Source organism: Staphylococcus sp. GDY8P67P (assembly GCF_017892545.1).
Classification (GTDB): Bacteria; Bacillota; Bacilli; order Staphylococcales; family Staphylococcaceae; genus Staphylococcus; species Staphylococcus ureilyticus.
Map to the genome: position 1 here is coordinate 55933 of NZ_JAESLH010000030.1, position 13306 is coordinate 69238.

Annotated in this window: 16 protein-coding genes and 1 riboswitch; of the genes, 15 read left to right on the forward strand and 1 reads right to left on the reverse strand. The window is 34.0% G+C overall.

The annotated features are described in order from the left end of the window. Window positions 1–10: 10 nt before the first annotated feature. From wecB to fabZ, 13 genes are all read left to right on the forward strand, one after another. Entirely contained in the window at window positions 11–1141 is a 1131-nt protein-coding gene (gene wecB / locus KA833_RS12320; protein WP_064209843.1) for a non-hydrolyzing UDP-N-acetylglucosamine 2-epimerase, read from the forward strand. A gap of 155 nt (window positions 1142–1296) precedes the next feature. Then, window positions 1297–1647 carry an ATP synthase subunit I gene (locus KA833_RS12325; RefSeq protein WP_046207759.1) on the forward strand — a complete coding sequence of 117 codons (351 nt, stop codon included), beginning with the start codon at window positions 1297–1299 and terminating at the stop codon, window positions 1645–1647. Window positions 1648–1674: 27 nt separating this feature from the next. Next, window positions 1675–2397, forward strand: coding sequence for a F0F1 ATP synthase subunit A (gene atpB, locus KA833_RS12330; RefSeq protein WP_019468297.1), 723 nt, complete (start codon window positions 1675–1677; stop codon window positions 2395–2397). A 38-nt stretch (window positions 2398–2435) separates the two neighbouring features. Beyond that, window positions 2436–2642, forward strand: a complete 207-nt coding sequence (gene atpE / locus KA833_RS12335; RefSeq protein WP_002482721.1) for a F0F1 ATP synthase subunit C — start codon at window positions 2436–2438, stop codon at window positions 2640–2642. Between the two features lie 97 nt (window positions 2643–2739). Further along, window positions 2740–3267, forward strand: a complete 528-nt coding sequence (locus tag KA833_RS12340) for a F0F1 ATP synthase subunit B (RefSeq protein WP_026034759.1) — start codon at window positions 2740–2742, stop codon at window positions 3265–3267. Then, a complete protein-coding gene (locus tag KA833_RS12345; protein WP_070039515.1) occupies window positions 3267–3806 on the forward strand; it encodes a F0F1 ATP synthase subunit delta in 540 nt (179 codons plus the stop codon). The genes KA833_RS12340 and KA833_RS12345 overlap by 1 nt, the downstream gene beginning before the upstream one ends. 20 nt (window positions 3807–3826) lie before the next feature. Continuing rightward, entirely contained in the window at window positions 3827–5341 is a 1515-nt protein-coding gene (gene atpA / locus KA833_RS12350; RefSeq protein ID WP_046207761.1) for a F0F1 ATP synthase subunit alpha, read from the forward strand. Window positions 5342–5371: 30 nt separating this feature from the next. Further along, the gene (gene atpG / locus KA833_RS12355; protein ID WP_046207762.1) at window positions 5372–6238 is read left to right on the forward strand and encodes an ATP synthase F1 subunit gamma; all 867 of its coding nucleotides are present in this window, start codon (window positions 5372–5374) and stop codon (window positions 6236–6238) included. Between the two features lie 21 nt (window positions 6239–6259). After that, a complete protein-coding gene (atpD, locus tag KA833_RS12360) occupies window positions 6260–7672 on the forward strand; it encodes a F0F1 ATP synthase subunit beta (protein ID WP_019468302.1) in 1413 nt (470 codons plus the stop codon). An 18-nt stretch (window positions 7673–7690) separates the two neighbouring features. Beyond that, a complete protein-coding gene (locus KA833_RS12365; RefSeq protein WP_019468303.1) occupies window positions 7691–8095 on the forward strand; it encodes a F0F1 ATP synthase subunit epsilon in 405 nt (134 codons plus the stop codon). A 433-nt stretch (window positions 8096–8528) separates the two neighbouring features. Continuing rightward, on the forward strand, window positions 8529–8762 hold the full coding sequence (locus KA833_RS12370; RefSeq protein WP_046207763.1) for a DUF1146 family protein: 234 nt from the start codon (window positions 8529–8531) through the stop codon (window positions 8760–8762). A gap of 101 nt (window positions 8763–8863) precedes the next feature. Beyond that, window positions 8864–10129: a UDP-N-acetylglucosamine 1-carboxyvinyltransferase gene (gene murA / locus KA833_RS12375; RefSeq protein WP_064209846.1), complete on the forward strand. Its 1266-nt coding sequence runs from the start codon at window positions 8864–8866 to the stop codon at window positions 10127–10129. A gap of 63 nt (window positions 10130–10192) precedes the next feature. Next, window positions 10193–10630: a 3-hydroxyacyl-ACP dehydratase FabZ gene (fabZ, locus tag KA833_RS12380; protein ID WP_046207765.1), complete on the forward strand. Its 438-nt coding sequence runs from the start codon at window positions 10193–10195 to the stop codon at window positions 10628–10630. A gap of 49 nt (window positions 10631–10679) precedes the next feature. Here fabZ and KA833_RS12385 read toward each other — a convergent pair whose 3' ends face one another. Then, complete coding sequence (locus KA833_RS12385) at window positions 10680–11120, reverse strand: YwpF-like family protein (RefSeq protein WP_046207766.1); 441 nt, start codon at window positions 11118–11120, stop codon at window positions 10680–10682. A 189-nt stretch (window positions 11121–11309) separates the two neighbouring features. Between KA833_RS12385 and KA833_RS12390 the strand changes: the two genes are divergently transcribed. Both KA833_RS12390 and KA833_RS12395 read left to right on the forward strand, forming a co-directional pair. Continuing rightward, window positions 11310–11729 (forward strand): single-stranded DNA-binding protein, encoded by a 420-nt coding sequence (locus tag KA833_RS12390; protein ID WP_046207767.1) that lies wholly within the window; start codon window positions 11310–11312, stop codon window positions 11727–11729. Between the two features lie 448 nt (window positions 11730–12177). Next, window positions 12178–12879, forward strand: coding sequence for a transglycosylase family protein (locus KA833_RS12395; protein WP_046207768.1), 702 nt, complete (start codon window positions 12178–12180; stop codon window positions 12877–12879). 304 nt (window positions 12880–13183) lie between these two features. Then, window positions 13184–13280: riboswitch (TPP riboswitch) on the forward strand. Window positions 13281–13306 lie beyond the last annotated feature (26 nt).

Sequence of the window (13306 nt, forward strand, 5' to 3'; positions counted from 1 at the left end):
GTGGAGTAGTATGAAAAAAGTTATGACTGTATTCGGGACACGGCCTGAAGCTATAAAGATGGCACCACTCGTTTTAGAATTGGAGAAAGACGCTGAATTACAACCAATCGTTGTAGTGACGGCACAACATAGAGAAATGTTAGATTCTGTGTTGAAAAGCTTTGACATCACACCTGATTATGATTTGAACATTATGAAGCAGGGACAATCATTGTCTGATATAACTTCACGCATACTCGTACGATTAGAGGATGTTATAAAAGAAGCGAAACCAGATATGATACTTGTTCATGGTGATACCATGAGTACATTTGCTGGAAGTCTTGCAGCATTATATAATCAAGTCCCAATCGGGCATGTCGAAGCTGGTTTGCGAACTTGGAATAAATATGCTCCATTTCCTGAAGAAATGAATAGACAAATGGTAGGAGTAATGTCCGATTTAAACTTTGCTCCTACCAATAATGCTGCAAATAATTTGATTGCTGAAAACAAACCAGAAGACTCAATTGTCGTAACAGGTAATACTGCTATTGATGCAATGAAAACGACAATTCATAATGGTTATCAATCAGAAATTATAGCCAAGCACAAAGATAAACGAATTATTCTACTCACTGCGCATAGACGAGAAAATATTGGGGAACCAATGGCACATATTTTCAAAGCAGTACGAGATATCGTCGAAGCATACGAGGATGTTGTTGTCGTTTACCCAATACATAAAAACCCTAAAGTAAGAGAAATTGCAGATTATTATTTATCAAATCACACAAGAATTGAGCTTGTAGAACCCTTAGAAGTTGTTGATTTTCATAATTTTGCACATCAGTCTTATTTAATTTTAACTGATTCTGGTGGTGTACAAGAAGAAGCGCCTTCTTTAGGTAAACCAGTACTCGTTTTGAGGGATGTTACAGAAAGACCAGAAGGTGTAGCGGCAGGTACATTAAAAATTGTAGGCACAAATGAAAAGAATATATTCGCAGCAACAAAAGAACTATTAGATAACAAAAATTTGTATGAGATTATGAGTACAGCTCAAAATCCATATGGAGACGGCAATGCATCATATAGAATTTGTCAAAATATTAAATATTTTTTTGGTTTAATTGATAAAAAACCTTCTTCTTTCAAATAATTTTCGTATTTATGTGTCATTTTTGTGACATTCTTGTAAAAAATTGAATTACAATTTGAATAGAATTGACACGTAAAGTACCCTATATTATTATTAAAATTGTATGATTGGAATGGTTTTCATATAAGAAAGATAAGGTGAAGCGAGGCACTGAAATGAAACGTTTCAACATCATTTTTAAACAGTACATGCAATACTATATATATTGTATTATTGTACTTGTAATTGTGTTTATTTTCACATACTCTGCATTTATATTAGGTCTTATAATTGGAATGATCGGATCGCTAATCAATACTTTTACTTTTGAATATTATTTGGCGGAAGCAAAAGAAAAGGATAACATACATATTTCAACGGGCAACATTTGGAGATATTTGGTTGTGATATTAGCTTGTACGACATGGTATTTTTATAAGGACCATATAAACATTTTTGGAGTAGTTGTTGGTTTAATGATTTCTTATGTTTTAATTGTTTTCAAACCATTTTTACACAAGAAATAAATTTTATAATGAAAGAGGTGAGAAAGCATGGATCATAAAGACCCTCTAGTCAGTTGGAATGTGTTCGGTCTAGACATCGTGTTTAATCTATCATCGATTATGATGATGTTGATTACGGCGTTTATTGTTTTTGTAATAGCTATTATTTGTACACGTAACCTCAAGAAACGTCCAACAGGCAAACAAAACTTTATCGAGTGGGTTTTTGATTTCGTAAGAGGGATTATCGAAAGTAACATGGCTTGGTCAAAAGGCGGTCAGTTCCATTTCTTAGCCGTTACATTAATCTTTTTCATATTTGTTAGTAATATGCTCGGTTTACCGTTCCAATTAATTTCGGGACACACCCTGTGGTGGAAATCTCCCACAGCCGATCCAACTGTGACATTAACATTATCAACGCTTATAATATTATTAACACATTATTATGGGGTTAAAATGGTTGGCACTAAAGGGTATTTTCAAAATTATACAAAGCCGATATTCCTATTGCCTATCAATGTGTTTGAAGAGTTCACTTCAACATTGACGCTAGGACTACGACTTTACGGAAATATTTTTGCAGGTGAATTATTACTAGGATTATTAGCAGGTTTAGTATTCGACTTCCCAGCATGGGGTTGGTTAATTGGATTACCTGGCCTAATCGTATGGCAAGGGTTCTCAATTTTTATCGGTACGATTCAGGCATATATATTTGTAATGCTTTCGATGGTATATATGTCACATAAAGTACAAAAGAGTCATTAAATTAAAAAATAAAAAGAACAAATTAGGAGGATTTTTAAATGAATTTAATCGCAGCAGCAATCGCAATCGGCTTATCAGCACTTGGTGCAGGTATTGGTAATGGTCTTATCGTTTCAAGAACAGTAGAAGGTGTCGCTCGTCAACCAGAAGCACGTGGTCAATTAATGGGTATTATGTTTATCGGTATCGGATTAGTTGAGGCGCTACCAATTATAGGTGTAGTTATCGCTTTCATGTCACTATAAGTAAACTAGTCTTTATGGCGAAGTCTTCTAGGCTCTCGCCGTTCGTTTTTATCAAAATACCTTATGATTATACTGGATGAAAGGAGTGTCTATGAAAGTGACTGCTACGACTAATATGTTCGTTCTAGGTGCGGCTAGTGGCGGTGGTGTACAATGGGGAACAATCATTGTTACGATTGCTACATTCGCCATATTACTCTTACTTTTGAAAAAGTTTGCATGGGGCCCACTTAAAGAAGTAATGGACAAACGTGAACGCGATATCAATAAAGATATCGACGATGCTGAACAAGCTAAATTAAATGCTCAAAAATTAGAAGCACAAAACAAACAAACACTAAAAGAAACACAAGAAGAGGTTCATAAGATTTTAGAAGAATCTAAAATACAAGCCCGTAAACAACACGAAGAAATTATTCATGAAGCCAATATTAGAGCTAATGGCATGATTGAAACAGCACAAAATGAAATTAATAGTGAAAAAGAACGCGCACTTGCAGATATTAACAATCAGGTTTCTGAGCTTTCCGTACTCATTGCTTCAAAAGTACTGCAAAAAGAAATTTCAGAAAAAGATCAAAAAGAATTAGTTGAAAAGTACATTAAAGAGGCAGGCGATAAATAATGGCTAATGTAGCAAAAAAATATGCAAAAGCGTTATTTGATACTGCTAAAGAAAAAGCGTTACTTGATCAAATGTATGAAGAGTTTTCAACAATTGACGAAGCAGTGCGACCTGAAGTAGGAAAATTAAAAGAATTAGATACAGACCCACAAAAAGATGTAGCACAACGCCAACGTTTTGTTGCTATTATTTTTGGACACGCACATCAATATTTACAAAATATGTTTATGGTGCTTGCAAGTAATCGTCACCTTACATATACACATGAAATATTCTTAGCTTTTGAAACTTTATATAATGCGTATCACAATCAAGACTTTGCGATTATTGAATCGGTGTATGAACTATCTGAGGATGAAATAGCAAGTATTGATTCAATTATTAGATCGCGCACAAAACTATCAAAACTAATGATTACAAATGAAATAAATCCAGATCTTATCGGTGGTATCCGAGTTAAAGTTGGTACGAAAGTGATGGATGCAAGTATTAAAAATGATCTTGCCAAACTTGAAAAGCAATTTATTAGAGTGAAATAAAAATCGAAGGAGTGACATAGATGGCCATTAAAGCTGAAGAAATCAGTGCATTACTTCGCTCACAAATAGAAAATTATGAGTCAGAAATGGCTGTTACTGATGTAGGTACAGTTCTGCAAATTGGTGATGGTATCGCTTTAATCCACGGATTAAATGACGTTATGGCTGGTGAGCTTATTGAATTTAATAACGGCGTTCTAGGTTTAGCACAAAACTTAGAAGAATCCAATGTCGGTGTAGTAATTTTAGGGCCTTACACGGATATTAAAGAGGGAGACGAAGTAAAACGAACTGGACGTATCATGGAAGTTCCAGTTGGTGAGGAGTTACTTGGTCGTGTCGTTAACCCATTAGGACAAGCAATTGATGGTCAAGGACCAGTCAATACTACAAAAACACGTCCTGTAGAGAAGAAAGCAACTGGTGTAATGGATCGTAAATCTGTAGATGAACCATTACAAACTGGTATAAAAGCAATTGACGCGCTTGTACCAATCGGCCGTGGACAGCGTGAATTAATCATCGGAGACCGTCAAACAGGTAAAACGACGGTTGCCATTGATACGATTTTGAACCAAAGAGATCAAGATACGATCTGTATATACGTTGCTATCGGACAAAAAGATTCAACTGTACGTGCAAATGTTGAAAAATTACGTCAAGAAGGTGCATTAGATTATACAATTATTGTTTCTGCTTCAGCAGCAGATCCAGCGCCTATGCTTTATATCGCGCCATATTCTGGTGTAGCAATGGCTGAAGAATTCATGTTTGCTGGCAAAGATGTTTTAATCGTTTATGATGATTTAACAAAACAAGCAGCAGCTTATCGTGAACTATCATTATTATTACGTAGACCTCCAGGCCGTGAAGCTTATCCTGGTGATGTATTCTACTTACATAGTAGATTATTAGAGAGAGCGGCTAAACTAAATGATGATTTAGGTGGCGGTTCAATCACAGCATTACCTATTATTGAGACACAAGCAGGCGACATTGCCGCTTACGTTCCGACAAACGTAATTTCTATTACTGATGGACAAATATTCTTGCAATCTGACTTGTTCTTCTCTGGTGTAAGACCAGCGATTAATGCAGGTCAATCAGTATCACGTGTCGGTGGTTCTGCGCAAATTAAAGCAATGAAAAAGGTTGCTGGAACTTTACGTCTAGATTTAGCATCATATCGTGAATTAGAATCATTCGCGCAATTTGGATCTGATTTAGATGAATTTACTGCTAAAAAATTAGAACGTGGTAAACGTACAGTTGAAATATTAAAACAAGATAAAAACAAACCACTACCTGTAGAAAATCAAGTTTTAATTATTTATGCTTTAACAAAAGGACATTTGGATGATATCCCTGTAGTTGATATCACACGTTTTGAAGACGAGTTGAATCAATGGGCTAAATCGAATGCATCTGATTTATTAAATGAAATCAAAACGACGGGTGCTTTACCTAATGATGAATCATTTGAATCAGCGATTAATGAATTCAAGAAGAGTTTTAGCAAATCAGAAGAAGCATAATAGTTAATGTAGATAAAAGGTGGTGAGATAATGGCATCTCTTAAAGAAATCGATACACGAATAAAATCAACAAAAAAGATGAAACAGATTACGAAAGCAATGAACATGGTTTCTAGTTCGAAATTGCGTCGTGCTGAAAAAAATACGAATCAGTTCAGACCATATATGGTTAAAATGCAAGATGCAATTACAGCTGTTGCTGGAGCGGACAAAAATTCACATCACCCAATGTTACAACAACGAGAAGTGAAGAAAAGTGGTTATATCGTAATTACTAGTGACCAAGGCCTTGCGGGTGCATACAATGCGAATGTGTTGAAACATCTAATGAAAGATATTGAACGCAAACATAGTAGTAGTGATGAATATTCCATCTTAGTTTTAGGCCAAACAGGTGTTGATTTTCTTAAAAATAAAGGATATGACATTCATGATTCTTTAACAGAAGTTCCTGATCAACCTTCATTTAAAGAAATACAAGCAATTGCTAAAAAAGCAATAGATTTGTATAACGATGAGATTGTGGATGAGGTGAAAATTTATTACAGTCATTTCGTCAGTGTTTTAGAAAATACACCGTCGATGAAAACTGTGCTTCCATTGTCTCCAGAAGATTCAAGCTTAGGACATGGTCAAATGTCTTCATATGAATTTGAACCAGACAAAGAAGCAATTTTAAGTGTCATTTTACCTCAATATGTTGAAAGTTTAATATATGGAACGATTTTAGATGCAAAAGCAAGTGAACATGCAACACGTATGACGGCTATGAAAAATGCATCTGATAATGCGACAGATATCATTGATGATTTATCTATCGAATATAACAGAGCGAGACAAGCAGCAATCACTCAACAAATTACTGAAATTGTTGGTGGCGCAGTTGCACTTGAATAATGATTAAAGGAGGAAAATAGCATGGGATTAGGCCGTGTAACACAAGTTATGGGTCCAGTAATTGATGTTCGCTTTGAGCACAATGAAGTTCCAGAAATTAATAATGCCTTAGTTCTCGATATAGAAAGAGAAGAAGGTACTGTTGAATTAACGTTAGAAGTTGCATTACAACTTGGCGATGACGTAGTACGTACAATCGCAATGGATTCAACTGATGGTGTTAAACGTGGTACAGAAGTAAGAGACAGCGGAAACAGCATTAGCGTTCCAGTTGGTAATGAAACGTTAGGTAGAGTGTTTAATGTATTAGGTGATACGATAGACTTAGATGAAGACATAGATGACTCAGTACGTCGTGATCCAATTCATAGAGAAGCACCTGCATTTGATCAATTATCTACGAAAGTTGAAATATTAGAAACAGGTATCAAAGTTATTGATTTATTAGCACCTTATATTAAAGGTGGTAAAGTTGGATTATTCGGCGGTGCAGGTGTTGGTAAAACTGTATTAATCCAAGAATTGATCAATAATATCGCTCAAGAACACGGTGGTATATCAGTGTTCGCTGGTGTAGGTGAACGTACTCGTGAAGGTAATGACCTATACTTTGAAATGAGTGATAGTGGTGTTATTAAAAAGACAGCGATGGTTTTTGGACAAATGAACGAACCACCTGGTGCTCGTATGCGTGTAGCACTTTCTGGTTTAACTATGGCTGAGTATTTCCGTGATGAACAAGGACAAGATGTTCTACTATTCATCGATAACATCTTTAGATTTACGCAAGCCGGTTCAGAAGTTTCTGCACTATTAGGACGTATGCCTTCAGCCGTTGGTTATCAACCTACATTAGCAACGGAAATGGGACAATTACAAGAACGTATTACTTCTACAACTAAAGGATCTGTAACGTCAATTCAAGCAGTATTCGTGCCAGCCGATGATTATACCGACCCAGCACCAGCTGCAGTATTTGCGCACTTAGATTCAACTACAAACTTAGAGCGTAAATTAACTGAAATGGGTATTTATCCTGCAGTTGACCCATTAGCATCTACTTCTAGAGCCCTTGATCCATCAATTGTTGGTCAAGAACATTATGAAGTAGCACGTGAGGTACAATCTACTTTACAAAAATATAGAGAATTACAAGATATTATTGCTATTTTAGGTATGGATGAACTTTCGGAAGAGGATAAACAAACTGTAGAACGTGCGCGTCGTATTCAGTTCTTCTTATCTCAAAACTTCCACGTAGCTGAACAATTTACTGGGCAAAAAGGATCTTATGTGTCTGTTCAAAAAACAGTAGAAGGCTTCAAAGCAATATTAAATGGTGATTACGATCATATTCCAGAAGATGCATTCCGTCTAGTTGGAAGCATGGATGAAGTAATTGAAAAAGCTAAAGATATGGGTGTTGAAGTTTAAAATTAGGAGGTATGGATAATGAATACATTAAGCCTAAATATTGTCACTCCTAATGGTTCTGTTTACGACCGAGAAGATGTCACTCTGGCAGTTTTACAAACTACTGCTGGAGAAATCGGTGTCATGTATGGACATATTCCAACAGTTGCAGCACTTGAAATTGGCTATGCCAAAATTAATTTTGACGGTGGTTCAGAATATATTGCAGTGAGTGAAGGTTTTGTTGAAGTAAGACAAGATAAATTATCAATCATTGTTCAAACTGCAGAGCCTGCGAATGAAATTGATGTTGCTAGAGCAGAATTAGCTAAGTCAAGAGCAGAATCTCATTTAAACAATGAAGAAGATAGCAGTGACATAAATAGAGCCAAACGCGCATTAGATCGTGCTAATAACCGTCTTCGTGTCGCTCAATTACAATAATGAATAAAAGATATACTATGACGAATATCTAAAAAAGTCGACAAAGTTTTTACTTTGTCGACTTTTTCTTTTCTAATTAAACATGTCAAAATTAAATTTTTAGCGTTAATTTAGCAATGAAACATTAATTCAAAATATGGATTATAGTAACTTTCTTAAATCACAAGTGAATTATAATAATGTACTAAAGATTTAAGAGTGTAGTATGAATGAAAAAGTAAAAGTTTTACTTTCACATATACTTTTAATCGTTTAGAAGTAAAGTAAGTAAAAATATTTAATTTTAATAGTTATGCATACATGATATATATAATGGGAAAATAATATTAAATTGACGCTTATTATTTAAAAGTCAGTAATCTAATTATTAAGTATCTTTTGTTTAGTGTTTCGTGTAAAATATATAAATAGTGTTTATCAAGGAGAATGGCTTATGGAATATTTAGGACAATTTTCAATTGTACATCTCATACTACATGTCCTTTGTATTTGTATTGCTTATTGGGCATTGAATGCAGTGAGATTAGAGCAATTTTTTAAAAAAGGTTTTCCAGTACAAGTTCAAATTTGTATGATATTTTTAGCAATATTAATTGGAACTTCGGTCAGTAATTTTATTGTAGATTTATTACAATTTTCTACACAAATAAAATATTTGGTACAATAATTCAAATAATTGTATATTACGTATGATTATCGATATAATTTAATAGTAAGTTTGAATAAAAATTTTAGGCAATATATAAGTAGTTAAGTGGAGGATTTAAGATGGATAAGATAGAAATTAATGGTGGTAAAAAATTAACTGGTGAAGTGAAAGTTTCGGGTGCAAAAAACGCAGTATTACCAGTATTAACAGCATCACTATTAGCATCAAAAGGCGTGAGCAAATTAAAAAATGTACCAGCACTTAGTGATGTAGAAACAATTAATAATGTAATATCTACATTAAATGCTGAGGTCTCTTATAATAAAGAACAAGAAGAAGTTACAGTAGATGCAACAAAACAATTAAATGAAGAAGCACCATATGAATATGTAAGTAAAATGAGAGCAAGTATACTTGTAATGGGACCTTTACTAGCACGATTAGGTCATGCCAAAGTTGCTTTACCGGGTGGTTGTGCAATTGGTTCAAGACCGATAGAACAGCATATTAAAGGTTTTGAAGAACTAGGTGCTGAAATCCATATGGATGGTGGTTTTATATACGCAAACACTACTAACGGATTGAAAGGTACAACGATTCACTTAGATTTTCCAAGCGTAGGTGCGACTCAAAATATTATCATGGCTGCTTCATTAGCTGAAGGTAAAACTGTTTTAGAAAACGTCGCACGTGAACCAGAAATTGTTGATTTAGCAAATTATATTAATGAAATGGGCGGAAATGTGTTAGGTGCTGGTACTGACACCATTACTATTGAAGGTGTTGAAGCCTTGTATGGCGTCGAGCATTCAATTATACCTGATAGAATTGAAGCAGGTACATTATTAATTGCAGGTGCAATTACAAGAGGAAATGTTTTAGTTAACGGTGCAATCAAAGAACATATGACGAGTCTAGTTTATAAATTAGAAGAAATGGGAGTTAATCTAGAATACCTTGATGATGCTATTCGTGTAAGTGCTGAAAACGAATTGAAACCGGTAGATATCAAAACACTTCCACATCCTGGTTTTCCTACAGACATGCAATCACAAATGATGGCGTTATTATTAACTGCAAATGGACATAAAGTAGTAACGGAAACTGTGTTTGAAAATCGATTCATGCATGTCGGTGAATTTAAAAGAATGAATGCTAAAATCACTGTTGAAGGAAGAAGTGCAAAAATTGAAGGTAAAAGTCAACTTCAAGGCGCTCAAGTAAAAGCAACGGATTTACGTGCAGCAGCAGCACTTATTTTAGCGGGACTAGTAGCTGAAGGAACAACATATGTTACTGAACTAAAGCATTTAGACAGAGGGTATGTTGATTTGCATGGTAAATTAAAGGCATTAGGTGCTGACATCAAAAGAATACAAGATTAATGTTATAATATATTATATTAATAAATTGGAAACAGAGAGAAGTAAAGTTGGAGGAAGCAAATTATGGAAACAATTTTTGACTACAACCAAATAAAAGAGATTATTCCACATAGGCAACCATTTTTATTGATTGATCGTGTTGTAGAATACGATGAGGGTCAACGATGTGTAGCAATTAAACAAGTTTCAGGTAATGAACCATTCTTTCAAGGTCATTTTCCAGAATATGCAGTAATGCCTGGCGTATTAATTACTGAAGCTTTAGCACAAACAGGTGCAGTCGCTATGTTAAATAGCGAAGCAAATAAGGGAAAACTTGCACTATTTGCTGGTATCGATAAATGTCGTTTTAAAAAACAAGTAACACCTGGAGATACTTTGCGCTTAGAAGTTGAAATCACGAAGCTCAGAGGCCCTATTGGTAAAGGTAGTGCTAAGGCAACAGTAGATGGACAGTTAGCATGTAGTTGTGAGTTAACATTTGCTTTACAAGACAAATAATAAAAAAATAGTGTTACAGACTGTTTAAAACGGGCTGTAACACTATTTTTTATTTATCTACTTTTTCATCCTTCAGTCTTGGTTTAGATTGCATCATTCTATTAAAGGATTTCTTCAAGTCTTCACCAGATAAACCTTCATCTATTAATTGTTCTAATAAACTTTCAGCATAAACTTGTCTTAATGTATAAATGTGACATTCACAAACAACAGAAATAGTATTTTCTAATTGAATGATATGTTTAATGGTTGCATCAAATAAAGCTGGATCGTTAGCAGGTCTAGTGATAACGACACGTATGTCTAATAATGTTTCGTTATCCATATATGTTTTCATAGTTTCATAATGATAATCTGAAATGACGATTTCAAGCAACCAGCCAGTGCCACTGTTTTCCTTATTGATGATGACACCATCTTCTAATTCGTACTCAGTTAAGCCACCATTTTCTGATACGATTTGAAATCGAACGGCTTTAAATGTTTTCATCGTCTCACATCCATTTAATTAATTTAAACTCTACATAAAATGTATTTATATTATCATTATAACGTAATTTTCTATGATAAAGGTGAAAAAAGTAGAATTTTGTAGTCATTTACTTTTTGAAATTATAAAAACTGTATTTTGACGGAATCATGTGAATTTTTTATGATTTACTTATAGAGGAGGTGACATATGATTAACAGTATTGTCATTGTAGGGAGACTAACAAAGGACCCTAAAATTTATGAGAAGGAAGGTAATAAACTAGCTACATTTTGCGTAGCCGTCTCAAGAAATTATAAAGATAAAAATCAAAAAGTTATTTGTGATTATTTATTTTGTAAGGCATTCGGAAAAATTGCTAATAATGTCGAAAAATATATCAATCAAGGTTCATTGGTTGGTATAACTGGACAAATGCAATCGAGAAAATTTGAAAAAGAAGGACAGATGCATTTTGTATCAGAAATTTTTATTGAAACTATTAAATTTATGTCCCCACGTTCTAAAAATGAAGATGAAACACTTTTTGATCCACTTCCAATAGATCAAAACCCAGATCTTATAAGTCAATTTGATTTTGAAGAAAACGAAATTTATGAAATTGTATAATATTTCAAGCACTCCCAACTCCCCGTTAATTTAACCCATCAAATCTAATATATTTAATCCTACTATTTAATTATACTTCTATCAGGCTATTCCTATTGTTTATTAAATTAACAATAGACAATAGGAATAGCTAAAATACATACTTTATAGGAAAATGTACTTTTATAAGAAGGTAGAAATTTATCTCGAAATAATACAGAATAATCTGATAAATTACAATTTTATTACACTCACTATATTTGTTAAATAGTCACATAAACTTTCATAGCAGTTTTAAACATAGTTGATGATGCTTATATTCTATTTTATAAATGTAATCACCATGTAAAGAAAAGGTGTACTTTTTTATTTGGCTGTAACCTACTACTGTTTTTAAGATGTTATAGTTGTACTTGCAAATTAATCATAACGAAAAAAATTATTTACCTTATAGGAGGAATTTTTAAAAATGAAAAAAACAGTATTAGCTTCAACATTAGCAGTAGGCTTAGGCGTAACAGGATTTGCAGCAGGAAACTCAGCAGACGCAGCTGAACAAGGTGTTGACAAAGCAGAATTAGCAAACTTAGCACAATCTAATCCAGAACAATTAAATGCATCACCTGTACAAGAGGGTGCATATAACTATAACTTTAATTATAATGGTACAAATTATAATTTTGAATCAGATGGCCAAACATGGTCATGGAGTTTTGGTGGAGGTTCTAGTGAAGATGTATCATCAGAACAAACAACTTCTGTTGAACAACCTCAACAAGCACAAACTGAACAACCAGCACAAGAAGTACAAACTGAGCAACCAGCTCAACAAGCTGCTCCACAAACTGAACAAACACAACAACCACAACAAGAAGCAACTACAAAAGCTTCAACTCAATCATCAAGCTCAAATGAAGCTTCAACTAGCTCATCAGGTGTGAATGCACACTTACAACAAATTGCACAACGTGAATCAGGTGGCGATATTCATGCTACAAACCCATCATCAGGTGCTTCAGGTAAGTTCCAATTCTTACAAAGTACATGGGATTCAGTAGCTCCAGCTGAATATCAAGGTCAACCAGCTGCTAACGCACCAGAAGCAGTTCAAGATGCAGCAGCTCAAAAATTATATGATGAAGTTGGCCCTTCACAATGGGTTACAGCATAATATAACAAAATACAATAAAGTTTATTTTTGGAAAAGCTGAGACAATTAAATTGTCTCAGCTTTTTATTGTTATATTAAGTTAGTGGTAATTATGCATGAACGATAGCCAAAGTCCTGCATATTTTTTCTTATAAATAATGTGCATCTAGAGTATATAAAGCTAATTATAAGTACATTTAACTTAGTTGATAACTGTTGGGAGTACAATCATATTAAAGGTTTTTGTATTACTAGAAGGTTTATATAAACCATTTTATTGCAATAGTTGATGTACTTTGATATGTTTTATATAAATACATAATAAAGAAACTACTAGGGGAGCCTTATGGCTGAGATGAGAATTCAGACCCTTATAACCTGATTTGGTTAAGACCAACGTAGGAAAGTAGCATTCATTAATATTTGGGAAATTGCTCTAATATATATT

Bases quoted from the DNA above. Each gene is read 5' to 3' on its own strand.
- wecB (WP_064209843.1), top strand. From the start codon at position 11: ATGAAAAAAGTTATGACTGTATTCGGGACACGGCCTGAAGCTATAAAG.
- KA833_RS12325 (WP_046207759.1), top strand. From the start codon at position 1,297: ATGAAACGTTTCAACATCATTTTTAAACAGTACATGCAATACTATATA.
- atpB (WP_019468297.1), top strand. From the start codon at position 1,675: ATGGATCATAAAGACCCTCTAGTCAGTTGGAATGTGTTCGGTCTAGAC.
- atpE (WP_002482721.1), top strand. From the start codon at position 2,436: ATGAATTTAATCGCAGCAGCAATCGCAATCGGCTTATCAGCACTTGGT.
- KA833_RS12345 (WP_070039515.1), top strand. From the start codon at position 3,267: ATGGCTAATGTAGCAAAAAAATATGCAAAAGCGTTATTTGATACTGCT.
- atpA (WP_046207761.1), top strand. From the start codon at position 3,827: ATGGCCATTAAAGCTGAAGAAATCAGTGCATTACTTCGCTCACAAATA.
- atpG (WP_046207762.1), top strand. From the start codon at position 5,372: ATGGCATCTCTTAAAGAAATCGATACACGAATAAAATCAACAAAAAAG.
- atpD (WP_019468302.1), top strand. From the start codon at position 6,260: ATGGGATTAGGCCGTGTAACACAAGTTATGGGTCCAGTAATTGATGTT.
- KA833_RS12365 (WP_019468303.1), top strand. From the start codon at position 7,691: ATGAATACATTAAGCCTAAATATTGTCACTCCTAATGGTTCTGTTTAC.
- KA833_RS12370 (WP_046207763.1), top strand. From the start codon at position 8,529: ATGGAATATTTAGGACAATTTTCAATTGTACATCTCATACTACATGTC.
- murA (WP_064209846.1), top strand. From the start codon at position 8,864: ATGGATAAGATAGAAATTAATGGTGGTAAAAAATTAACTGGTGAAGTG.
- fabZ (WP_046207765.1), top strand. From the start codon at position 10,193: ATGGAAACAATTTTTGACTACAACCAAATAAAAGAGATTATTCCACAT.
- KA833_RS12385 (WP_046207766.1), bottom strand. From the start codon at position 11,120: ATGAAAACATTTAAAGCCGTTCGATTTCAAATCGTATCAGAAAATGGT.
- KA833_RS12390 (WP_046207767.1), top strand. From the start codon at position 11,310: ATGATTAACAGTATTGTCATTGTAGGGAGACTAACAAAGGACCCTAAA.
- KA833_RS12395 (WP_046207768.1), top strand. From the start codon at position 12,178: ATGAAAAAAACAGTATTAGCTTCAACATTAGCAGTAGGCTTAGGCGTA.